Raw genomic sequence first — 15914 nt, 5'->3', positions numbered from 1 at the left:
GTCAACCGACCTTGAAGTTCAGGTGTTGCGCCGCCATGTTGCGCAGGCAGTCTTTGGCCAGCCCATGGTTGCATGCTTCCACCGCCTTTTTCAGTCCCTCCAGGTCGCTCTGCAGTGCGGCCTTATCAGGCCCGGCGTTGCGCACCATGAATATCTTGGCGTGCTTTGTACGCAGTCTGTCCTCGTTGTCCCACGTCAGCTTCTCGTACAGCTTCTCGCCCGGCCTGGCGCCGATGAACTCGATGGGTATATCCTTTTCCGGCTCGAGCCCTGAGAGCCGTATCATGTTCCTGGCCAGCTCCACGATGGATACCTGCTCACCCATATCCAGCACAAAGATCTCACCCTTCTCCCCCAGCGCACCGGCCTGTATCACCAGTTGCACCGCCTCGGGTATGGTCATGAAGAAGCGAATCATATCGGGGTGGGTCACGGTCACCGGTCCTCCCCGCGCTATTTGTTTACGGAAGATGGGCACCACGCTGCCGCTGGATTCCAGCACGTTGCCGAAGCGCACCGACATGAAGCGCGTGACAGCGTTATCAGCGTAGGACTGGACCACCTTCTCGCAGATGGCCTTGGAGAGCCCCATCATGCTGACCGGCTCCACCGCCTTGTCGGTGGAGATGAAGATGAAGCGCTCGGCTTCGTTTTGCACGGCCAGTTCGCAGAGTATTTTAGTGCCGAATATATTGTTCTCCACCGCTTCTAAAAGGTTGGCCTCCATCAGCGGCACGTGTTTATATGCCGCCGAATGAAATATGATGGCAGGCCTGTATTGAGTAAAGATGGCCGCTATCCTGTCGTGGTTGGTGACGTCGGCTATCACCGCCGCCGGTTTGAATGGGAGCCTGCGGCCGGCCAGCTCCTGCTCGATCGTATATAGGCCTTCCTCGTCCTGGTCCAGCAGCACCAGCGAGGCGGGTTTCATGCGGCTGAGCTGGCGGGACAGCTCCGAGCCGATGGAGCCGCCGGCGCCGGTGACCATTACCGTCCGTCCGTTGATATATTCAGATAGTTGGTCCAGGTCCACCTGCACCGGCTCTCGTCCCAGTATGTCGTGCACTCCTACTTCCCTGATCTGCTCCACGCCCACCGTGCCGTCGATTATCTGGTAGATGCCGGGCAGCGTGCGGCACTTCACGCCGGCCGCCTGGCACTGGAAGAAGATGTCGCGTATGATCTCGCGCGAGACGTTGGGCATGCAGATGATCACTTCCTCGATGCCGTAATCAGCTATAATACGGCTCAACTCGCGCCGAGTGCCCAGCACGCGGACGCCGTTTACCTGGAGTCCCTTCTTGGATGCGTCGTCGTCGATGATGCCCACCGGCTGGAAGGCAAGCTCCGGACGGCTCTGCATCTCGCGTATGATGGCGGCGCCCGTATCGCCTGCGCCTGCGATCAGTATGGGCCTTGTTCTGCTGGCCCACAGGGAGCGCGACCCGAGTGTGCGCAGTCCCCGCACGCCGAACCTGACACCCGTCGTCAGCGCCAGCGTTAGAAGGCCGTCCAGCACCAGTACGCCGCGCGCTACATTCAGCCGGAAGACGAAATAGAACAACACGACCAGTACGGTTGAAGCGACGACGTTGGCCACAGCCAGCCAGAAGAAGTCTTTTACGCTGGCGTAGCGCCATAGCCGGCGGTAGATACGCATCAGGTAGAATACTGCAAACTTCAGGACGATCACAGGCAGCAGCCAGAACTTGAGGATCTCCAATTGTTGCGCCGGGATATGTATATCGTATCTCAGGAAGAAGGCGCCGGCGAAAGCCGCGGCGAAGAACAGCAGGTCCAGTGGTATCTTTAGATAGTTATAAAGGCCTAATCCAATTTTAAACTTCATTTAAATGATTCTGGTTATAACCTTAGTGAGGCACATTATATGCGCATGACCAATTCATTTCAAAAGTAATAACATTTCAGCGCGCTCCTTTACCTGTGACTAGCACCACCCACAGGGTGGCAAAAAGAATCTTTAAATCCATGGTAAAGCAGCGGTGTTCAACGTAATAGATATCCCAGTCGAGCGTTTCCTGGACCGTCAGGTCGCCTCTGCCCTTGATAATGGCCAGGCCTGTTATTCCAGGTTTGACTTTGAGCCTGATCTTTTCTCTTTCAGAATACAGGTTTACTACATCCGGAACCTCGGGACGTGGCCCCACTAAACTCATATCTCCTCTCAATACATTGAGCAAACCCGGTAGTTCATCGAAACCCCGCCGGAGGAACCGGCCCAACCTGGTTATACGCGGATCGTCTTTTTGTTGAAAGCTTACTGCGGATAATTCCACCTTGGACAGGGGTTTTCTCAGCATGTCCGCGTCCTGTATCATGCTGCGGAATTTATACAGGGGAAACGGTTTGCCGTTCCTTCCAACCCTTGTCTGCGAGAATATTGCGGGCCCCGGGGAGTCGAGCCTGATCAGCAGCGCAACCACCAGGAAAAATGGAGACAGCAGGATCAGCCCCATCAGCGATACTATAATATCGAGTGCGCGCTTCAGCATAATGGTCGATATAACTACCGTGCATATTTATTCGCTATATATTTGACCGATCTTACGACATCATTGATATCTTCTTCGGTCATAGCCGGATACAGCGGCAGCGAGACGGCCCTCTCGTACACATATCTGGCATTGGGGAAATCATCGGGCTTGTAGCCGAAAGCCCGGGCGTAATACGGGTGCATATGCAGAGGGATAAAGTGCACGCTGGTTCCGATATTCATCTGTCTCAAGGCCTCAATGAACCCGGCCCTGTCTACGGAGAGCCCTTCCAGTCGTAACTGGACTATGTACAGGTGCCGGCTGTGCTCGATATCCCGGTCAACATATGGAACGTCGATGAAATCCATCCCGTTGAATTCCCGGTTGTAGATATCGGCGTATTTGCGCCTGATCGACTGAAACTCATTCAGGCGCTTCAGCTGGTGAATGCCCAGCGAGGCCATGATGTCCGAAAGGTTGTCTTTAAAGCCGGGCTCTTCGATCTCATAATACCAGGAGCCCGAGGCCCCGTAACGTTTCCAGGCGTCCTTGCTCAGGCCGTGCAGGCTGAGTTTGCGCACCCTTGAGGCGAACTCCTCATTATCGGTGGTGAGCATGCCGCCTTCTCCGGTGGTAATGTTCTTGGTGGCATAGAAGCTGAAAGCCGTCATGTCCCCGATCGAGCCTATCGGTTTGCCTTTGTATTTTGAAGCCAGCGCGTGGGCGGCGTCTTCGATGACCGTTAAATTATGTTGACCCGATATCCTCTTGATAATGTCCATATCGCAGGGATGGCCGCCGATGTGCACGGGCATTATGGCCCTGGTTTTTTTTGTTATAGCCGCTTCGATGAGCTCGCAATTGATATTAAAAGATCGTCTGTCGATGTCTACAAATACGGGCCTGGCTTTAAGCCAGATAGCCACGGCGGCGGTGGCAGCAAAAGTATAGGGAGTCGTTATGACCTCATCGCCTTCCCCCACACCGGCTGCAACAAGCGCCAGGTGCATGGCGGCGGTGCAGGAATTAAGGGCAACTGCATATTTTGATCTTGTGTAGCGGGCAAAATCGTTTTCGAACCGGTGTGTCTTTTCCCCGGTGGTAATCCAGCCCGATTTAAGGGTATCGACCACCTCGGTTATCTCGTCCTTGCCGATGGAGGGAAGGTGATACGGCAAAAACGTTTTTCTTGTTTTCACTTTCTGCCGCTCCTTATCACTTTTTCTATCATCTGCATTAATAATATCTCATATCCAGTTGAGGATTTCATTTCACAGTTTTATGATGTACCTGTTCATCCACCGGCCTTCGGGCGTCCTGTCAGTGCCTGCCAGCGTGAATCCATTGCGCAGGTAAAAAGCGTTGACTCTCTCATTATTATCGCGGTCCGTGTCCAGTGTCATTTCAGTACAGCCCGATGACTTCATTCTCTGCAGGAAAGCTGTGAGCAGGGCCCGTCCCAGTCCCCTGCCTTCCCACTCCGGATCGACGGCGATGGAGGATAGCTCACCAGGTATACTAATATCTTTATCGAACCCGGGTCTGGTGATTATAGCCCGCATCAGGCGCACTGCTGTGGAAGGTTTTTTCACAACAGAGGGCAATGCAGCGAGTGAAAGATTCAGCCACCGTGTTTTTATAAAGTCCCTGTAAAATGCCGATATCTTGTAGCTTCCGCAGGCCAGGCCAGCGACCTCATTTTGGCAGCATACCACGATAGCTACACCGAACGGTGAATCGACCATGTTGCGGTAGAACTCTTTGAGGAAGGAGGGGCCTAAAAAGGACAGAAAGAAGCCTGGGAAACTTCGCAGGTGAATCTCTGCGGCTGCGGTGACATCGTCCGGTAGCATATCCCGTATCTGGGATCCCGGCGGATGGTGTAAATTTTCAATACGGACTTTCATTTATTACATCCAGCAGCTTTTCCGCCAGGACAGGCACGGAATGGTATTTCATCACGTAGTCGTAGCCCCGTTTGCCCATTTCCTGGCGCTCCTCCTGGCTCATATTGCACAGCTTTACAATAGCCTGTGCCATGGCTTGGGCATCCTCCGGAGGAAAAGACAATCCGCATCCTGCATCTTCTACAGGATTATTGACCGAATTTGTGCTCCAGACTATTGGTTTGGCACTGGCCATGTAATCATATAGTTTATTCGGGCTGACACCATAATCTCCTAATCCTGACTTTCTCCCCGGTTTTACAGCAATGTCAGTCATATTCAGCAGCGCAGGCATGATGTATTTGGGGACCGGACCGCAAAAGCTGATATTATCCAATCCCAATGCATGTGCTTCATTGGCTAATATGCTCTTTTCGGGCCCATCGCCAACCAGTAAGAAATGTACCTTATCAATTCCTTTTGCCTTGATCAGCCCGGCTGCTTCCACTATTGTATTCAGTGAGTTCGCTATTCCATGTGCACCGGCATATATTATCAGTAGCTTTCCCTTTGATTTTACGTCGGATACAAGTTCGGATATCTCTTCGGGCAGCCCGGCAGAGGTGTTTGAAAACAATTCAGGGCTTACCCCGTTGGGTATATATACGATTTTATGGTCTGGAATGCCCAGCGTTGCCAGATACTCCGCGCCTTTGGGCATGAGGACAATTATCCTGCTGGCACGGTCGCAGAGGAACTTTTCCAGAATACCGATCAGCTTTACTGAAGGGCTTCTGCTGCTGTAGCCGCCAATTTCCACGAGATTCTTCGGCCACAGGTCGTGGATTTGAAGAATAAACGACACTTTTTTCGATTTTGCGAGAAACCACCCGGCTAGACCAACGAATGGATGTGGCCATGTAGCCAGTATAACATCAGGTTTTTCACGAGGTTTAAGTCCCAGAGAAATAACACGGGCAGCGTAACTTATCATGTTCAGCACACGACGCCAGTCGTTGCGACTGTAGCGCGGCGAGGTCTTCAGCCAGATGAAGTCCACTCCATTTACCTTTTCCGCGTAATAGCCTTGTTTACCGATGTTTCTTTCCTCTCGCATAGTGCGGTGGTTGAAGCTTGAAGCGAGGATGGAGACCCTGTGCCCCAGTTTGACAAGCTCCCTGGCAAAATCATAATTTCTGGTGCTTCCGGGGGTATCCGGAGGTGTAGCGTAGTGGTTAAGCATCCAGATATACATGATGATTTATATGGTTAACCTTCGTGTCTTACATTTTCAGGATACCGGTTGACGGTGTCAATGGGCCTCTTTCTAATTGCGATCTTTGCTGACAGGTTAGGGCATTTCTCTGTCCGCTTATCTCTATTCTATCCAGCACCACTATGTTATACAAGAAGAATAGTCGTGCAAATGATTCTATGGGGCAACAGAGTAATAATGTTAGCCGGCAGTCAGGCTGTTTAAAAAAGTATATATCGAGCTGCCTGTTTACCATGCGATATATATCGCATGGTAAGTGGGACAGAACTTGCATCAGGATTCATATGCTCAATGCGATTTATTGGGAATAATCAATACTCATTTAATAGCATTTCAATTCATTCAAAAAATGGATCCTGTCAGCTGATATTTAGGGGATATGCAATTTTACTTACCGAAGCCTATCCATTTTGGCAAATATTTCTTCAACATATCCTGGTCGAATTCATAGTTTTTATAATTGGCTGGCTTTTTTAAAACGTAGGATGGATCAATATCCTTCAATTTACGCACCGGATTACCGCCGTAAATTCCTGGTTCCACTACGTCCCTAATAACATTGGATCCCGCAGCGATCACAATGTTGTCGCCAATTGTGAGTCCGGCGATAAGTGATGCCATGCTGCCTATTACTGCTCCGTAACCGATGTTAGTTATGAGCTGCACTTCCTTTAAATTTCGCTTATGCATCACGTTTTTAGTATGGTTCGTCATGATTCCGGGACCGATGAAGGCATTATCATTGATTATGACGGATCGCGATATGCAGGCTGCAGTTCGAATGCCGACACCATTTCCGATTATACAGATACCCGTCGTCATAACATAATCGGCTATTTCAACATCGTTCATCACCCGTGTGCCGCTTTTCAAGGTGACATTATGGCCCAGTGTAACATTATCACCGACAATCACGTCTTTCTCAATAATGACATTGAATCCGTATTTAAAATTAGTACCGTGAATAAACGAATCGTGGATATTGCTCATCACTTACCTCCTTGGGTTCATTTTGCATTTCTTTCAGCGGCATATCATTATACAGTTATCTGCCTGCTGTATCACCTTTGATCTTTGCAGGCACACCAAATACGATCTTCCCATCGGCTACGTTCTCGGTTACCACGGCACCCATTCCAACAATTACACTTTCACCTATAACGACTTTGTTTCTGATACAGGCGCCGAATGAGACCTGAGAATAGTCACCTATACGGCTGCTGCCTCCCAGCATACTCATAGATATAATCAAGCAATACTTTCCAATGACGGCGCTATGCCCCACGTTGCACAGATGGCCTATTTTTGTCCCTCGCCCGATAATTGTATCGCCCATGGCGCCCCGCATTATGCTGGCGTTTGAGCCTATCTCCACATCATCCTCGATTACAACGCCGCCAAGCTGGGGAAACTTTTCCAATTCGCCCTGTTCAATTCTCTCGAAACCCATTCCCTCGGCTCCGATTACCACACCGGCCTGGATAGTGACGTTTTTCCCGATTTTTGTACCCGGATAAATGTATACGTTGCCATGAATCACTGTGCCTTCACCTATCCGGCAATTCCCTATATATGAGTTTGGTCCTATGTGGACAGAGGGATGTATCTTGGCTTCTTTATCGATCGTTGAGCCGGGTGAAATTCCCGGCTTTATTTTTGATGTGAAGTGAACTTGTATTATTCTAGAAATTGCCAATCTGGGATTAGGGACTAATATAAGCGTCTTTTGCTTGAAATCGTCGCCGGTGAACTCAAAGCTATCATGGCAGATAACAATCCCGGCCTGCGTATTGCGCACCATTTGCAGGCCGTCATTACCTTTTTTGTTGCAGAACGTTACACACTGGCTATCTGCATCATCAATGCGTGATACATCTGTCACGGTGCTATCCTGCCTGCCCAGAATTTTATGCTGCATAGCCATGGAATTAACGAGTTCGTTCACGCTAATCTTATGCTGCGATGGCATAACCCACCTCTTTGTGTAAAGAAATATTCTCTCCGATAGCTCTTTTCATGTTATCACCCAGCGTATCACTTCGAATGATTCGGCATACTTGACGCCGATCTGAGTGCCCCTGACCCTGGCCAGGCCGGTTATGAAATCCGGTGTGGCGTAGGCTCTGTCGGCCTGTGACCTGTAGCACTTCAGCGCTTCTGTCTTTTTTCGAACATGCTTTGACTGGAGCACCATAAAAAGGCTGCTGCTGAAGTTCAAATTGTTGTATGGCATCTCATAACCAATTATGGAAATCTTCTTAAAGGCGCGGAAACCCTCCTGTGATACTGTTTGATGATCCTGGTGTGTATCGTTTGTAGATGGAAGCAACACCATTTCAGGCCTGAGCTCATTTCCCAGGCGAATCATGTCCTCCAGTATTTTTTGCCTGTAGCTTGGGAATTCCCTCACCGGGTAATTAAGCAGGATCAAATTCTGCGGTGAAATACCCAGAACCTTTGTGGCCGCGCGGACCTCTTTCTCCAGTATATCTTTAGGCATGCCCTTAGGCACTGATTTCTTGGCTGACGAGAAAGCAACATAATATACCTCATTACCTTCGGTTACCCACCTGTTTATAGAACCACCACAGCCAAATTCACCATCATCGGTATGGGGTGCGAGAACCAAAAATCTGCAATGCATTGTGCCTCCCGAAATTGATTCTTCTAAATATAATTTGATAATCCAAACTCTTTAATTTCCCAAAACGAACTTTCTTCCCCATAGCTCCAGTATATAGAACCGAAAGAAGTACTCACTCTGGTATATGGATTTACCGGATATATATTGATGAAATGCCTTTTGTACCCTATTTATATCAACGTATTCCCCGACAAATAAAGGTGTCATGAAAGCATCATTCATTCCCTTGCTCAAAGTAGTCCTGTACCATAAATCTTTAGGAGTGGTGAATCCCAGCTTGCTTTTTCTTAATCTGATCTCCTCGGGGAGTACACCTCTCATGGCGTTTCTGAGCACATACTTGGTCCAGCCACCGCGCATCTTCTGATTTAGGGGCATGGATGCCAGCTTTTCAACTAGCCTGTAGTCAAGAAAGGGGAGCCTTGCCTCGACGGCGTGAGCCATGGAATTCTTATCTTCGTATCTAAGCAGAACAGGTAGACTGAACTCAAGCAAATCATTCTTCAGCCTTACTCCCAGATTGTTCTTGTATCTGATATCAGTTGTTCTGTCATTGAACCTATCAAGGAATGACTTGCGTAGCAGATTCTCTATGCCAAGCATATTCTTGCCGAAGTTCATATATCTCAGGCCACCTTTTAAGCTGAGCCTGTTTATCATAGCCGGGGACGACAGAAAGTGCAGGGTTTCTGATAGCCCCGTGCAGTATATCCCGTCTTTTAAAAGCTGCACCAGGTAGAAAACGTAGAACTTTAGATAACCGGCCAGCTGTTCGTCGCTACCCTGTCCATCCAGTATGACCTTTACGCCCCTATTCGCTGCCGTTTTCATCACCTCCCACTGGGCGTATATACCGCTTCCAGGGAATGGCTCTTCCTGATGCCATAAAAGGTTGTCAAGCGTTGATGAGAATCCACTTGCAGTAGGGAAAACGTAATTAGCCTCAGCGCCTGTTGCATCAAGCACCTTCTCTATATAGTATCTCTCGTCGAATCTTTTGTCCTCGAAGCAGGCAGAGAAAGTTTTTTGCTTTGCTGATACTGATTTTTTATCAGAGGGGAAAAGCAGATTATTAGCTGTCATGACCACCGAGGAAGAGTCGAGGCCACCGCTGAGGCATGAACCTATCGGCACGTCACTTCTCAGCCGTATTTTAACTGAATCAACGAAGAGGTCATAAAAATCCTTGGCGTATTCTTCATCGCTACGCTCGTTTTTTACCTCGTTTGATACGTCAATATGCCAGTATTTGTGCAGGCTGAGGTTACCAACCCGGGTAACTTTGAGGTAATGGGACTGAGGTAGTTTTTTTATTTTATTAAAAAAACTGCTGTCAGTGTGGTCGAGTATACCAACCTTTAAGAAATCATAGATAAGCTCACTATTTGGTTCTGCTTGTATACTTAATTGAAGAAGCCCCTTGATCTCAGAGGAAAAAGCAAATATGTGACTATCGAAATAATAGTAAAATGGTTTAATACCCAGACGGTCGCGCGCGCAAAATAGTTCCTTTTTTACAGAGTCCCAGATGGCGAATGCCCACATACCGTTAAATTTGCACAGGCAGTCCGGCCCCCATTCCATATAAGCTCTGAGAATGACCTCTGTATCGCTGTTGGATTTAAAATGATGCCCTTTCGCTCTCAGCTCGTTTCTTAACTCAATATAGTTGTAGATTTCACCATTGTGTATTATCCAGATGTCACCCGTATCATTGCACATCGGTTGATGCCCTGCAGGAGAAACATCAATAATTGAGAGCCTGCGGTGTCCGAAGCCAAGGTTATACAGCCCGGGTATATCACTTATGTCCGAGCGGGGTGTGTACACAAAGTCCGAGCTAAGGACATCAGTGTGAGTTTCCTTTCCCATAGCCGAAATATGTTCCCCTGTACTGAAATTGGCCAGCACATAACCCTCGTCATCCGGTCCTCTATGAGAAATAGCGTTAGCCATTCTGACCAGATCATTCGTCCTGATACCAGTAGATTTAAAATCGATAATGCCGACAATGCCACACATCAACCGGCTCCTCTGGAGAGACATCTATTATATACATCCAACAATTTTTTTTCTTCAATCTCCCAATTATACTTTTGCATTACTGCCTTTCTACCGTTTTCACCCATGTGTCGGGCTTCCTCAGGGTGATCAAGCAGATGCAGGATTGCATGAGCATGCTCTTTAGCATTATATGGATCTACCAGGATGCCACATTCAGATTCCCGGATGATGCGGGAAATAATTGAAACATCGGAGGACACAACCGGTATTCCACAGGCCATATATTCAAGGGTTTTTGTACTGATGCCCTCCTGAAATGGCGGGCCAGGCCTCCAGCCTATACTGGAAAGCCTGATATATTTGAATACTTCATTATGTGGTACACGCTCCAGGATCTTCAGTGTACCAGCTGCCACTAATTCCTTCATTGTTTCTCTCTGATTATTGTTTAGCCATTCCATATTGTCGGATTTAGCCAATATAAGGCAGGTTACAGCAGGTTGGCGTTGGGACAGCAAAGTAAGTGTATCCAATATAATTGGGAATCCCATTTCCCTGGTCATATTGCCGGTATAGATCAATGAGTATTGATCATTTTCAGCAGATGGTCCATATTTTTCATATGATTTCGAAACATTTAAGTCAGGGAAGTTATGTACAGCAGTGCAAACCGTCTGGAAACCGGCAAATCTTTTAGTCATCGGCTCTGAGACCGTTATAATGGCGGCAAGTCTGCCGGCAAATATTCTTTCAGTTCTGGTGAATATCCAGGCTACGGATTTTCGCAGGTATTTCGGAAGCCAGTCACGTAAAAGCAGGGTTTCTGCATAATTCTCGTGCACGTCGTAAATTACCGGTTTACCACTGAGTATTTGAAGTAACCACCCCCAAAACAATAATTCCGGATCATGGAAGTGATATATATCGGCTTTTTGTCTGAGTGCCAGCTTAAAAACGCGCCATGTTCCTGTTATCCTTTGGATCCTGTTTCTTGCTCTTGGAAGGGCAACCAGTTCTATATCATCAACAAGCTCATTCCCATTGTGCTGGGCTATGATTGTCAGCTTATAACCTGCCTTTTGCAGGCACCTGGCCTGCTTGAAGAATATACGGTGATCAAAGGGTGAATGGACTGAAGTCAGTATGCAAACCTTTTTCATTTATAGACGATCCTTGAAGATTAATCTCCGCCCGGATTCAATCGAAGCTTCACATGCCGCCCGCGCCTCTTTTTTGGGTGCTGAATCTGGGCCGCTCTTCGGCAGAAAATAAAGCATTACAATAACCAGCCACAGGCCTCCGGTCAAAAAAGCTGTTGTCAGTGCACCGTTTGTGAGGCTGATCGTGGATGCAGCTATTGCAGCCACTCCAAGTCTCAAATCCAATCGCCTTGAGCAAAGGTCCACTATTTTGAAAATGATGCCTAATATGATGCTGTATATCGCAAGGCCTGCGAAGCCAAAATTCATGTATGCGTCGCCGTATATACCTGTATTTGCACTGGTATTTGGATTGCCGAAGTAGATTTTACCTATCAGGTAAGGTGGTGGAAGCTCGTAGGGATAGTCAGCGAAGAATCCCAGTCTGCTGTCCGAAAGATATACAAGCTCGTTATGTGAGAAAAAATCGTAATAGTCGAAAGATATCTGGGCCGGAAGTAATAAAGTTCTATTGGTAATGAGTGATGATATCCATATATGCCCTGTCCACCAGTAGGCCAGTATGCCTATCGCGATGATGCCGGTTAACATGATATTTATGTTAGATAAAGCATTTTTGCGGGTGACTATCCACATCAGAACAAGGACGAAAGGCAAAATATAAAAATATGTCTTGTGGCCCGTGGCGGAATAAAGCAGTAGTTGAAGCAGCACGGTCAGCGCTGCCGGGGCCCATTTCTTTTTAAGGATAAATATGGCGAACAATACAGGATTGATAACTTTGGCCATCCAGCTGAATAAATAGCCGGCCATGGGTATCTGTGCCTGCTTGTATGCAGATCTTATATCATAAACACCCGTGAGATCGAACTTCAAGGATAAACCAAGGTATTGCCAGATCAAATAAAGGGTAGTTAAGCCGAAGCAGATAAATAATAAATACATGATTATTGTAGATTGTCTTATCGGGCGCAGCCGTATACCGGGTACCGGCAGCCGGACAATGAATATGGTTATCAACCAGAAGAAAGATACGGCATAAATATATAGTCTATCCCCATTTGCCAGGGCGAAATACGTTAGCATGGGTACGTATGATAGCAGCATCAACAGCCATACGAATATAGTGGATAATTTGTTCAGTGACTTGGGTGCAGCGACAAAAAGGATAAAGAGCAGAATGTATGATTCAATAAACTTTGAAATGTCGGGCGCCAGAGTAAACCCCATATAGCGCCAGATATCGGAAATCACAAAATAATACGCTAAGTCAAGTGCGGCTTTGTAAAGAAAAACGGTTAACAAAGGCCACAACGTGCTTTTCTTTAACCGTAAATGCAGGTTTCCTTTTTGAAATTGTCCGGTTTCTGCCGCGTCCATATGAACTATACGTTTTTTCAGTATTCTAATCCAGCGTTTGCCCTACTGCTGTTTCCCTATTATAAATCTTGAAGCCACATCTTTAAATAAACTCAGTTCATTGCGGGAGAAGCTTCTCATTAGCCAGATAAGAATTAAGTATATGAAAGCGCCAATGATAATTGCCATGATTACCTGCAGAATACTATATGGATGCAGAAGCCAGATAACAAGTGACATGACCACTGATGCGAAAATACTTTTTACGATGAAGGAGTAACTAAGATCGAACTTGAAATACCTGAAACCGATGATGATGGTCAGTATTCCCGTAACTGCATATGCTATCAAACTGGCTATTCCGGCACCTATAATGCCCCATAGCGGAACCAGAAGAAGGGTAAGGGCTACATTTAGCACCGCAGTGATGATTAGCAGCCAGAGAATCCAGTGGGTCTTCTTTACCAGGTAAAAAATATGATTACCAATTGAGTAGAGTTCGAAAATAACCAATCCTGAAGCTATGAAAGGCAACACCGTACTACCGGACATGAATTCTGTGCTTGTCAATATCCGGATTAACGGCGCTGCCAGTACAGACATGCCAAAGGCAGCAGGTACACTCAGCAATAGTGTGTATTTCAGGGTGAATTTAAAATAATTCTTTGTGCTGGCTGTGTCACCATCGTCATATGATTTTGAGACCGTGGGAAGAAGTAGTGCATTCGCCGGTCCCAGAAAAAGAGAAATTATATTGGCTATGGTGTAAATAGCGGAATATATTCCCACATTTTTAACATCCATAAAGTAGCCGATAATATAGCGATCGCTGGAGTTGATGATCCATAAGGTAACGGTGGCCGGAACCAGTGGCAATCCGTACCTTAGATATGTCCATATCCCGGTAAATTTGGGGAATTGGAAACCCGTTTGCTTCAAGGTAATAATGAAGGCAGCGGTAAAGCACAGGACATCACTGATAAGAACTGCTATTACTGCGCCTGTTAGCTGCCAGCCCGCAAGCATAAAGCAAAGCATCAAACCGACCTGACCAGCGGCGCGGACCACCATAAATATGGCATAGCGCAGCATTTGCCTGAAGGTGCGGAAGTAGGCAATGCTTATATTGCCGAGCGCCTGGGTCAGCACCATAAAAGACGCCAGAACTATAGTATTTGAGTTGTTGATGTCTCCGAGAACGGGAAGATCGCTGAACGACACAAATAGGGCCAGCAGCAGGGATAAAGATATCCCGGAGGCCATGATGGTCAACATTATCGATAAATAAGCTTCACTTATCTTTGACCTGTCCCTTTCTGCGGCTATGAAACGAACCATTGCCATACCCAGACCCAGGGAAGCTACTGACGTGATTAAAGTAATGGTTACCCAGATAATAGACCAGGTGCCATAAAGTGAAGCGCCAAGCCATTTGGTCAGAATTGGTAATCGTGCAAAATTAAGCAGTGCTACCAGCACCTGCGCCATCACCACGAAGCCCACGTCTCTTGCGTACTCGGTATAACCTTCAAGGCGCATATCGCTCATGGTTGTTGTCACAGGCTGTTAATTGCAACAGGAAATAACGGAGGTTGTGAATATGGGGTGAGCTCTTGTACCAACGCCCTATTATAGCTTATTTTAACGCGACTGCGCATTAAAAGTGGGGGAACGATTATCAGGATCTGCGGGAACTTGGTCCGGCTTTCCGGGGTGGTTAATAATATGATTATCGGACTGACTAAATCAATCGTCGGTCTATTCTGCTTCCGCTGCTTCAGAATATGTTTACGGGCCGTTGGTGAAGCTGCGAGGGGTTGTGTTCCATGGGCCCCAGACGGTGGCGTTGCCGGCCCTGGTCCTCCAGTAGTAGACGGTACCGTCGTTGGGGAATCTGTTCATAGTGAAGGAGGTGGCGGTGGTTCCGTTGTGTCTGTAGATGGTGGCGAAGTTGGACTGTGTGCTGACCTGCACCTGGTATTTTGAGGCGCCGGAGACCGTTCCCCAGGAGAAGGTGATGGAGGTGCTGGGAACATAGGCGCCGTTGGCCGGGGAGGACATGGAGGGAGATGTAGCAGGAGCTGAGGCAGTGCCGTTGGTGAAGCTGCGAGGGGTTGTGTTCCATGGGCCCCAGGCGGCGGCGTTGCCGGCCCTGGTCCTCCAGTAATAGACCGTGCCGTCGTTGGGGAATTTGTTCATAGTGAAGGAGGTGGCGGTGGTTCCATTGTATCTGTAGAGGGTGGAGAAATTGGACTGTGTGCTGACCTGCACCTGGTATTTGGTGGCGCCGGATACCGTTCCCCAGGAGAAGTTGACGGAGGCGCTGGAAACATTGGTGCCGTTGGATGGGGATGACATGGCAGGAGAAGTGGCAGGAGCTGCGGCTGTGCCGTTGGTGAAGCTGCGAGGGGTTGTGTTCCAGGGTCCCCAGCCAGCGGCATTGCCGGCCCTTGTTCTCCAGGAGTAGACAGTGCCGTTATTGGGAAAGCCGGTCATGTTGTAGGAAGTATTGGTGGTTCCATTGTGTCTGTAGACACTGGCAAAATTGGACTGTGTGCTGACCTGAACCTGGTATTTTGTGGCGCCGGATACCGTTCCCCAGGAGAAGTTGACGGAGGCGCTGGAAACATTGGCGCCGTTGGATGGGGATGACATGGCAGGAGAAGTGGCAGGAGCTGCGGCTGTGCCGTTGGTGAAGCTGCGAGGGGTTGTGTTCCAGGGTCCCCAGCCAGCGGCATTGCCGGCCCTTGTTCTCCAGTAGTAGACAGTGCCGTTATTGGGAAAGCCGGTCATGTTGTAGGAAGTATTGGTGGTTCCATTGTGTCTGTAGACACTGGCAAAATTGGACTGTGTGCTGACCTGCACCTGGTATTTGGTGGCGCCGGATACCGTTCCCCAGGAGAAGTTGACGGAGGTGCTGGAAACATTGGTGCCGTTGGATGGGGATGACATGGCAGGAGAAGTGGCAGGAGCTGCGGCTGTGCCGTTGGTGAAGCTGCGAGGGGTTGTGTTCCAGGGACCCCAGCCGGCGGCGTTGCCGGCCCTGGTCCTCCAGTAATAGGCGGTGCCGTCATTGGGGAAGCCGGTCAT

13 protein-coding genes are annotated in these 15914 nt (G+C 48.3%); all 13 read right to left on the bottom strand.

Annotation, left to right across the window (positions count from 1 at the left end; all coding sequences use genetic code 11):
- Position 1: 1 nt before the first annotated feature.
- A complete protein-coding gene (locus WC359_10835; protein MFA5400927.1) occupies positions 2-1849 on the bottom strand; it encodes a nucleoside-diphosphate sugar epimerase/dehydratase in 1848 nt (615 codons plus the stop codon).
- 76 nt (positions 1850-1925) lie between these two features.
- On the bottom strand, positions 1926-2513 hold the full coding sequence (locus WC359_10830; GenBank protein ID MFA5400926.1) for a sugar transferase: 588 nt from the start codon (positions 2511-2513) through the stop codon (positions 1926-1928).
- A gap of 14 nt (positions 2514-2527) precedes the next feature.
- Positions 2528-3694: a DegT/DnrJ/EryC1/StrS family aminotransferase gene (locus tag WC359_10825; GenBank protein ID MFA5400925.1), complete on the bottom strand. Its 1167-nt coding sequence runs from the start codon at positions 3692-3694 to the stop codon at positions 2528-2530.
- Positions 3695-3766: 72 nt separating this feature from the next.
- On the bottom strand, positions 3767-4402 hold the full coding sequence (locus WC359_10820) for a GNAT family N-acetyltransferase (protein ID MFA5400924.1): 636 nt from the start codon (positions 4400-4402) through the stop codon (positions 3767-3769).
- The gene (locus WC359_10815) at positions 4386-5624 is read right to left on the bottom strand and encodes a glycosyltransferase family 4 protein (GenBank protein MFA5400923.1); all 1239 of its coding nucleotides are present in this window, start codon (positions 5622-5624) and stop codon (positions 4386-4388) included. Before WC359_10815 ends, WC359_10820 begins: the two co-directional genes overlap by 17 nt.
- A 420-nt stretch (positions 5625-6044) precedes the next feature.
- On the bottom strand, positions 6045-6647 hold the full coding sequence (locus tag WC359_10810; protein ID MFA5400922.1) for a hypothetical protein: 603 nt from the start codon (positions 6645-6647) through the stop codon (positions 6045-6047).
- 55 nt (positions 6648-6702) lie between these two features.
- Positions 6703-7626 carry an LpxD N-terminal domain-containing protein gene (locus tag WC359_10805; protein ID MFA5400921.1) on the bottom strand — a complete coding sequence of 308 codons (924 nt, stop codon included), beginning with the start codon at positions 7624-7626 and terminating at the stop codon, positions 6703-6705.
- Between the two features lie 45 nt (positions 7627-7671).
- Entirely contained in the window at positions 7672-8301 is a 630-nt protein-coding gene (locus WC359_10800; protein MFA5400920.1) for a PIG-L deacetylase family protein, read from the bottom strand.
- Positions 8302-8352: 51 nt separating this feature from the next.
- Positions 8353-10323 (bottom strand): asparagine synthase (glutamine-hydrolyzing), encoded by a 1971-nt coding sequence (gene asnB / locus WC359_10795; GenBank protein ID MFA5400919.1) that lies wholly within the window; start codon positions 10321-10323, stop codon positions 8353-8355.
- On the bottom strand, positions 10323-11465 hold the full coding sequence (locus WC359_10790; GenBank protein MFA5400918.1) for a glycosyltransferase family 4 protein: 1143 nt from the start codon (positions 11463-11465) through the stop codon (positions 10323-10325). Before WC359_10790 ends, asnB begins: the two co-directional genes overlap by 1 nt.
- Positions 11466-12695: a hypothetical protein gene (locus tag WC359_10785; GenBank protein ID MFA5400917.1), complete on the bottom strand. Its 1230-nt coding sequence runs from the start codon at positions 12693-12695 to the stop codon at positions 11466-11468. It abuts the gene before it with no gap.
- Positions 12696-12887: 192 nt separating this feature from the next.
- Positions 12888-14372 (bottom strand): flippase, encoded by a 1485-nt coding sequence (locus WC359_10780; protein MFA5400916.1) that lies wholly within the window; start codon positions 14370-14372, stop codon positions 12888-12890.
- 240 nt (positions 14373-14612) lie between these two features.
- On the bottom strand, positions 14613-15914 hold a 1302-nt coding region (locus WC359_10775), incomplete at its 5' end, for a hypothetical protein (protein MFA5400915.1).

Source organism: Dehalococcoidia bacterium (genome assembly GCA_041653995.1).
GTDB lineage: Bacteria > Chloroflexota > Dehalococcoidia > GIF9 > UBA5629 > CAIMUM01.
This window is presented reverse-complemented; position numbering and strand designations above follow the sequence as displayed.

Bases quoted from the DNA above. Each gene is read 5' to 3' on its own strand.
- WC359_10835 (MFA5400927.1), bottom strand. From the start codon at position 1,849: ATGAAGTTTAAAATTGGATTAGGCCTTTATAACTATCTAAAGATACCA.
- WC359_10830 (MFA5400926.1), bottom strand. From the start codon at position 2,513: ATGCTGAAGCGCGCACTCGATATTATAGTATCGCTGATGGGGCTGATC.
- WC359_10820 (MFA5400924.1), bottom strand. From the start codon at position 4,402: ATGAAAGTCCGTATTGAAAATTTACACCATCCGCCGGGATCCCAGATA.
- WC359_10815 (MFA5400923.1), bottom strand. From the start codon at position 5,624: ATGCTTAACCACTACGCTACACCTCCGGATACCCCCGGAAGCACCAGA.
- WC359_10810 (MFA5400922.1), bottom strand. From the start codon at position 6,647: ATGAGCAATATCCACGATTCGTTTATTCACGGTACTAATTTTAAATAC.
- WC359_10805 (MFA5400921.1), bottom strand. From the start codon at position 7,626: ATGCCATCGCAGCATAAGATTAGCGTGAACGAACTCGTTAATTCCATG.
- WC359_10800 (MFA5400920.1), bottom strand. From the start codon at position 8,301: ATGCATTGCAGATTTTTGGTTCTCGCACCCCATACCGATGATGGTGAA.
- asnB (MFA5400919.1), bottom strand. From the start codon at position 10,323: ATGTGTGGCATTGTCGGCATTATCGATTTTAAATCTACTGGTATCAGG.
- WC359_10790 (MFA5400918.1), bottom strand. From the start codon at position 11,465: ATGAAAAAGGTTTGCATACTGACTTCAGTCCATTCACCCTTTGATCAC.
- WC359_10785 (MFA5400917.1), bottom strand. From the start codon at position 12,695: ATGGGGTTTACTCTGGCGCCCGACATTTCAAAGTTTATTGAATCATAC.
- WC359_10780 (MFA5400916.1), bottom strand. From the start codon at position 14,372: ATGAGCGATATGCGCCTTGAAGGTTATACCGAGTACGCAAGAGACGTG.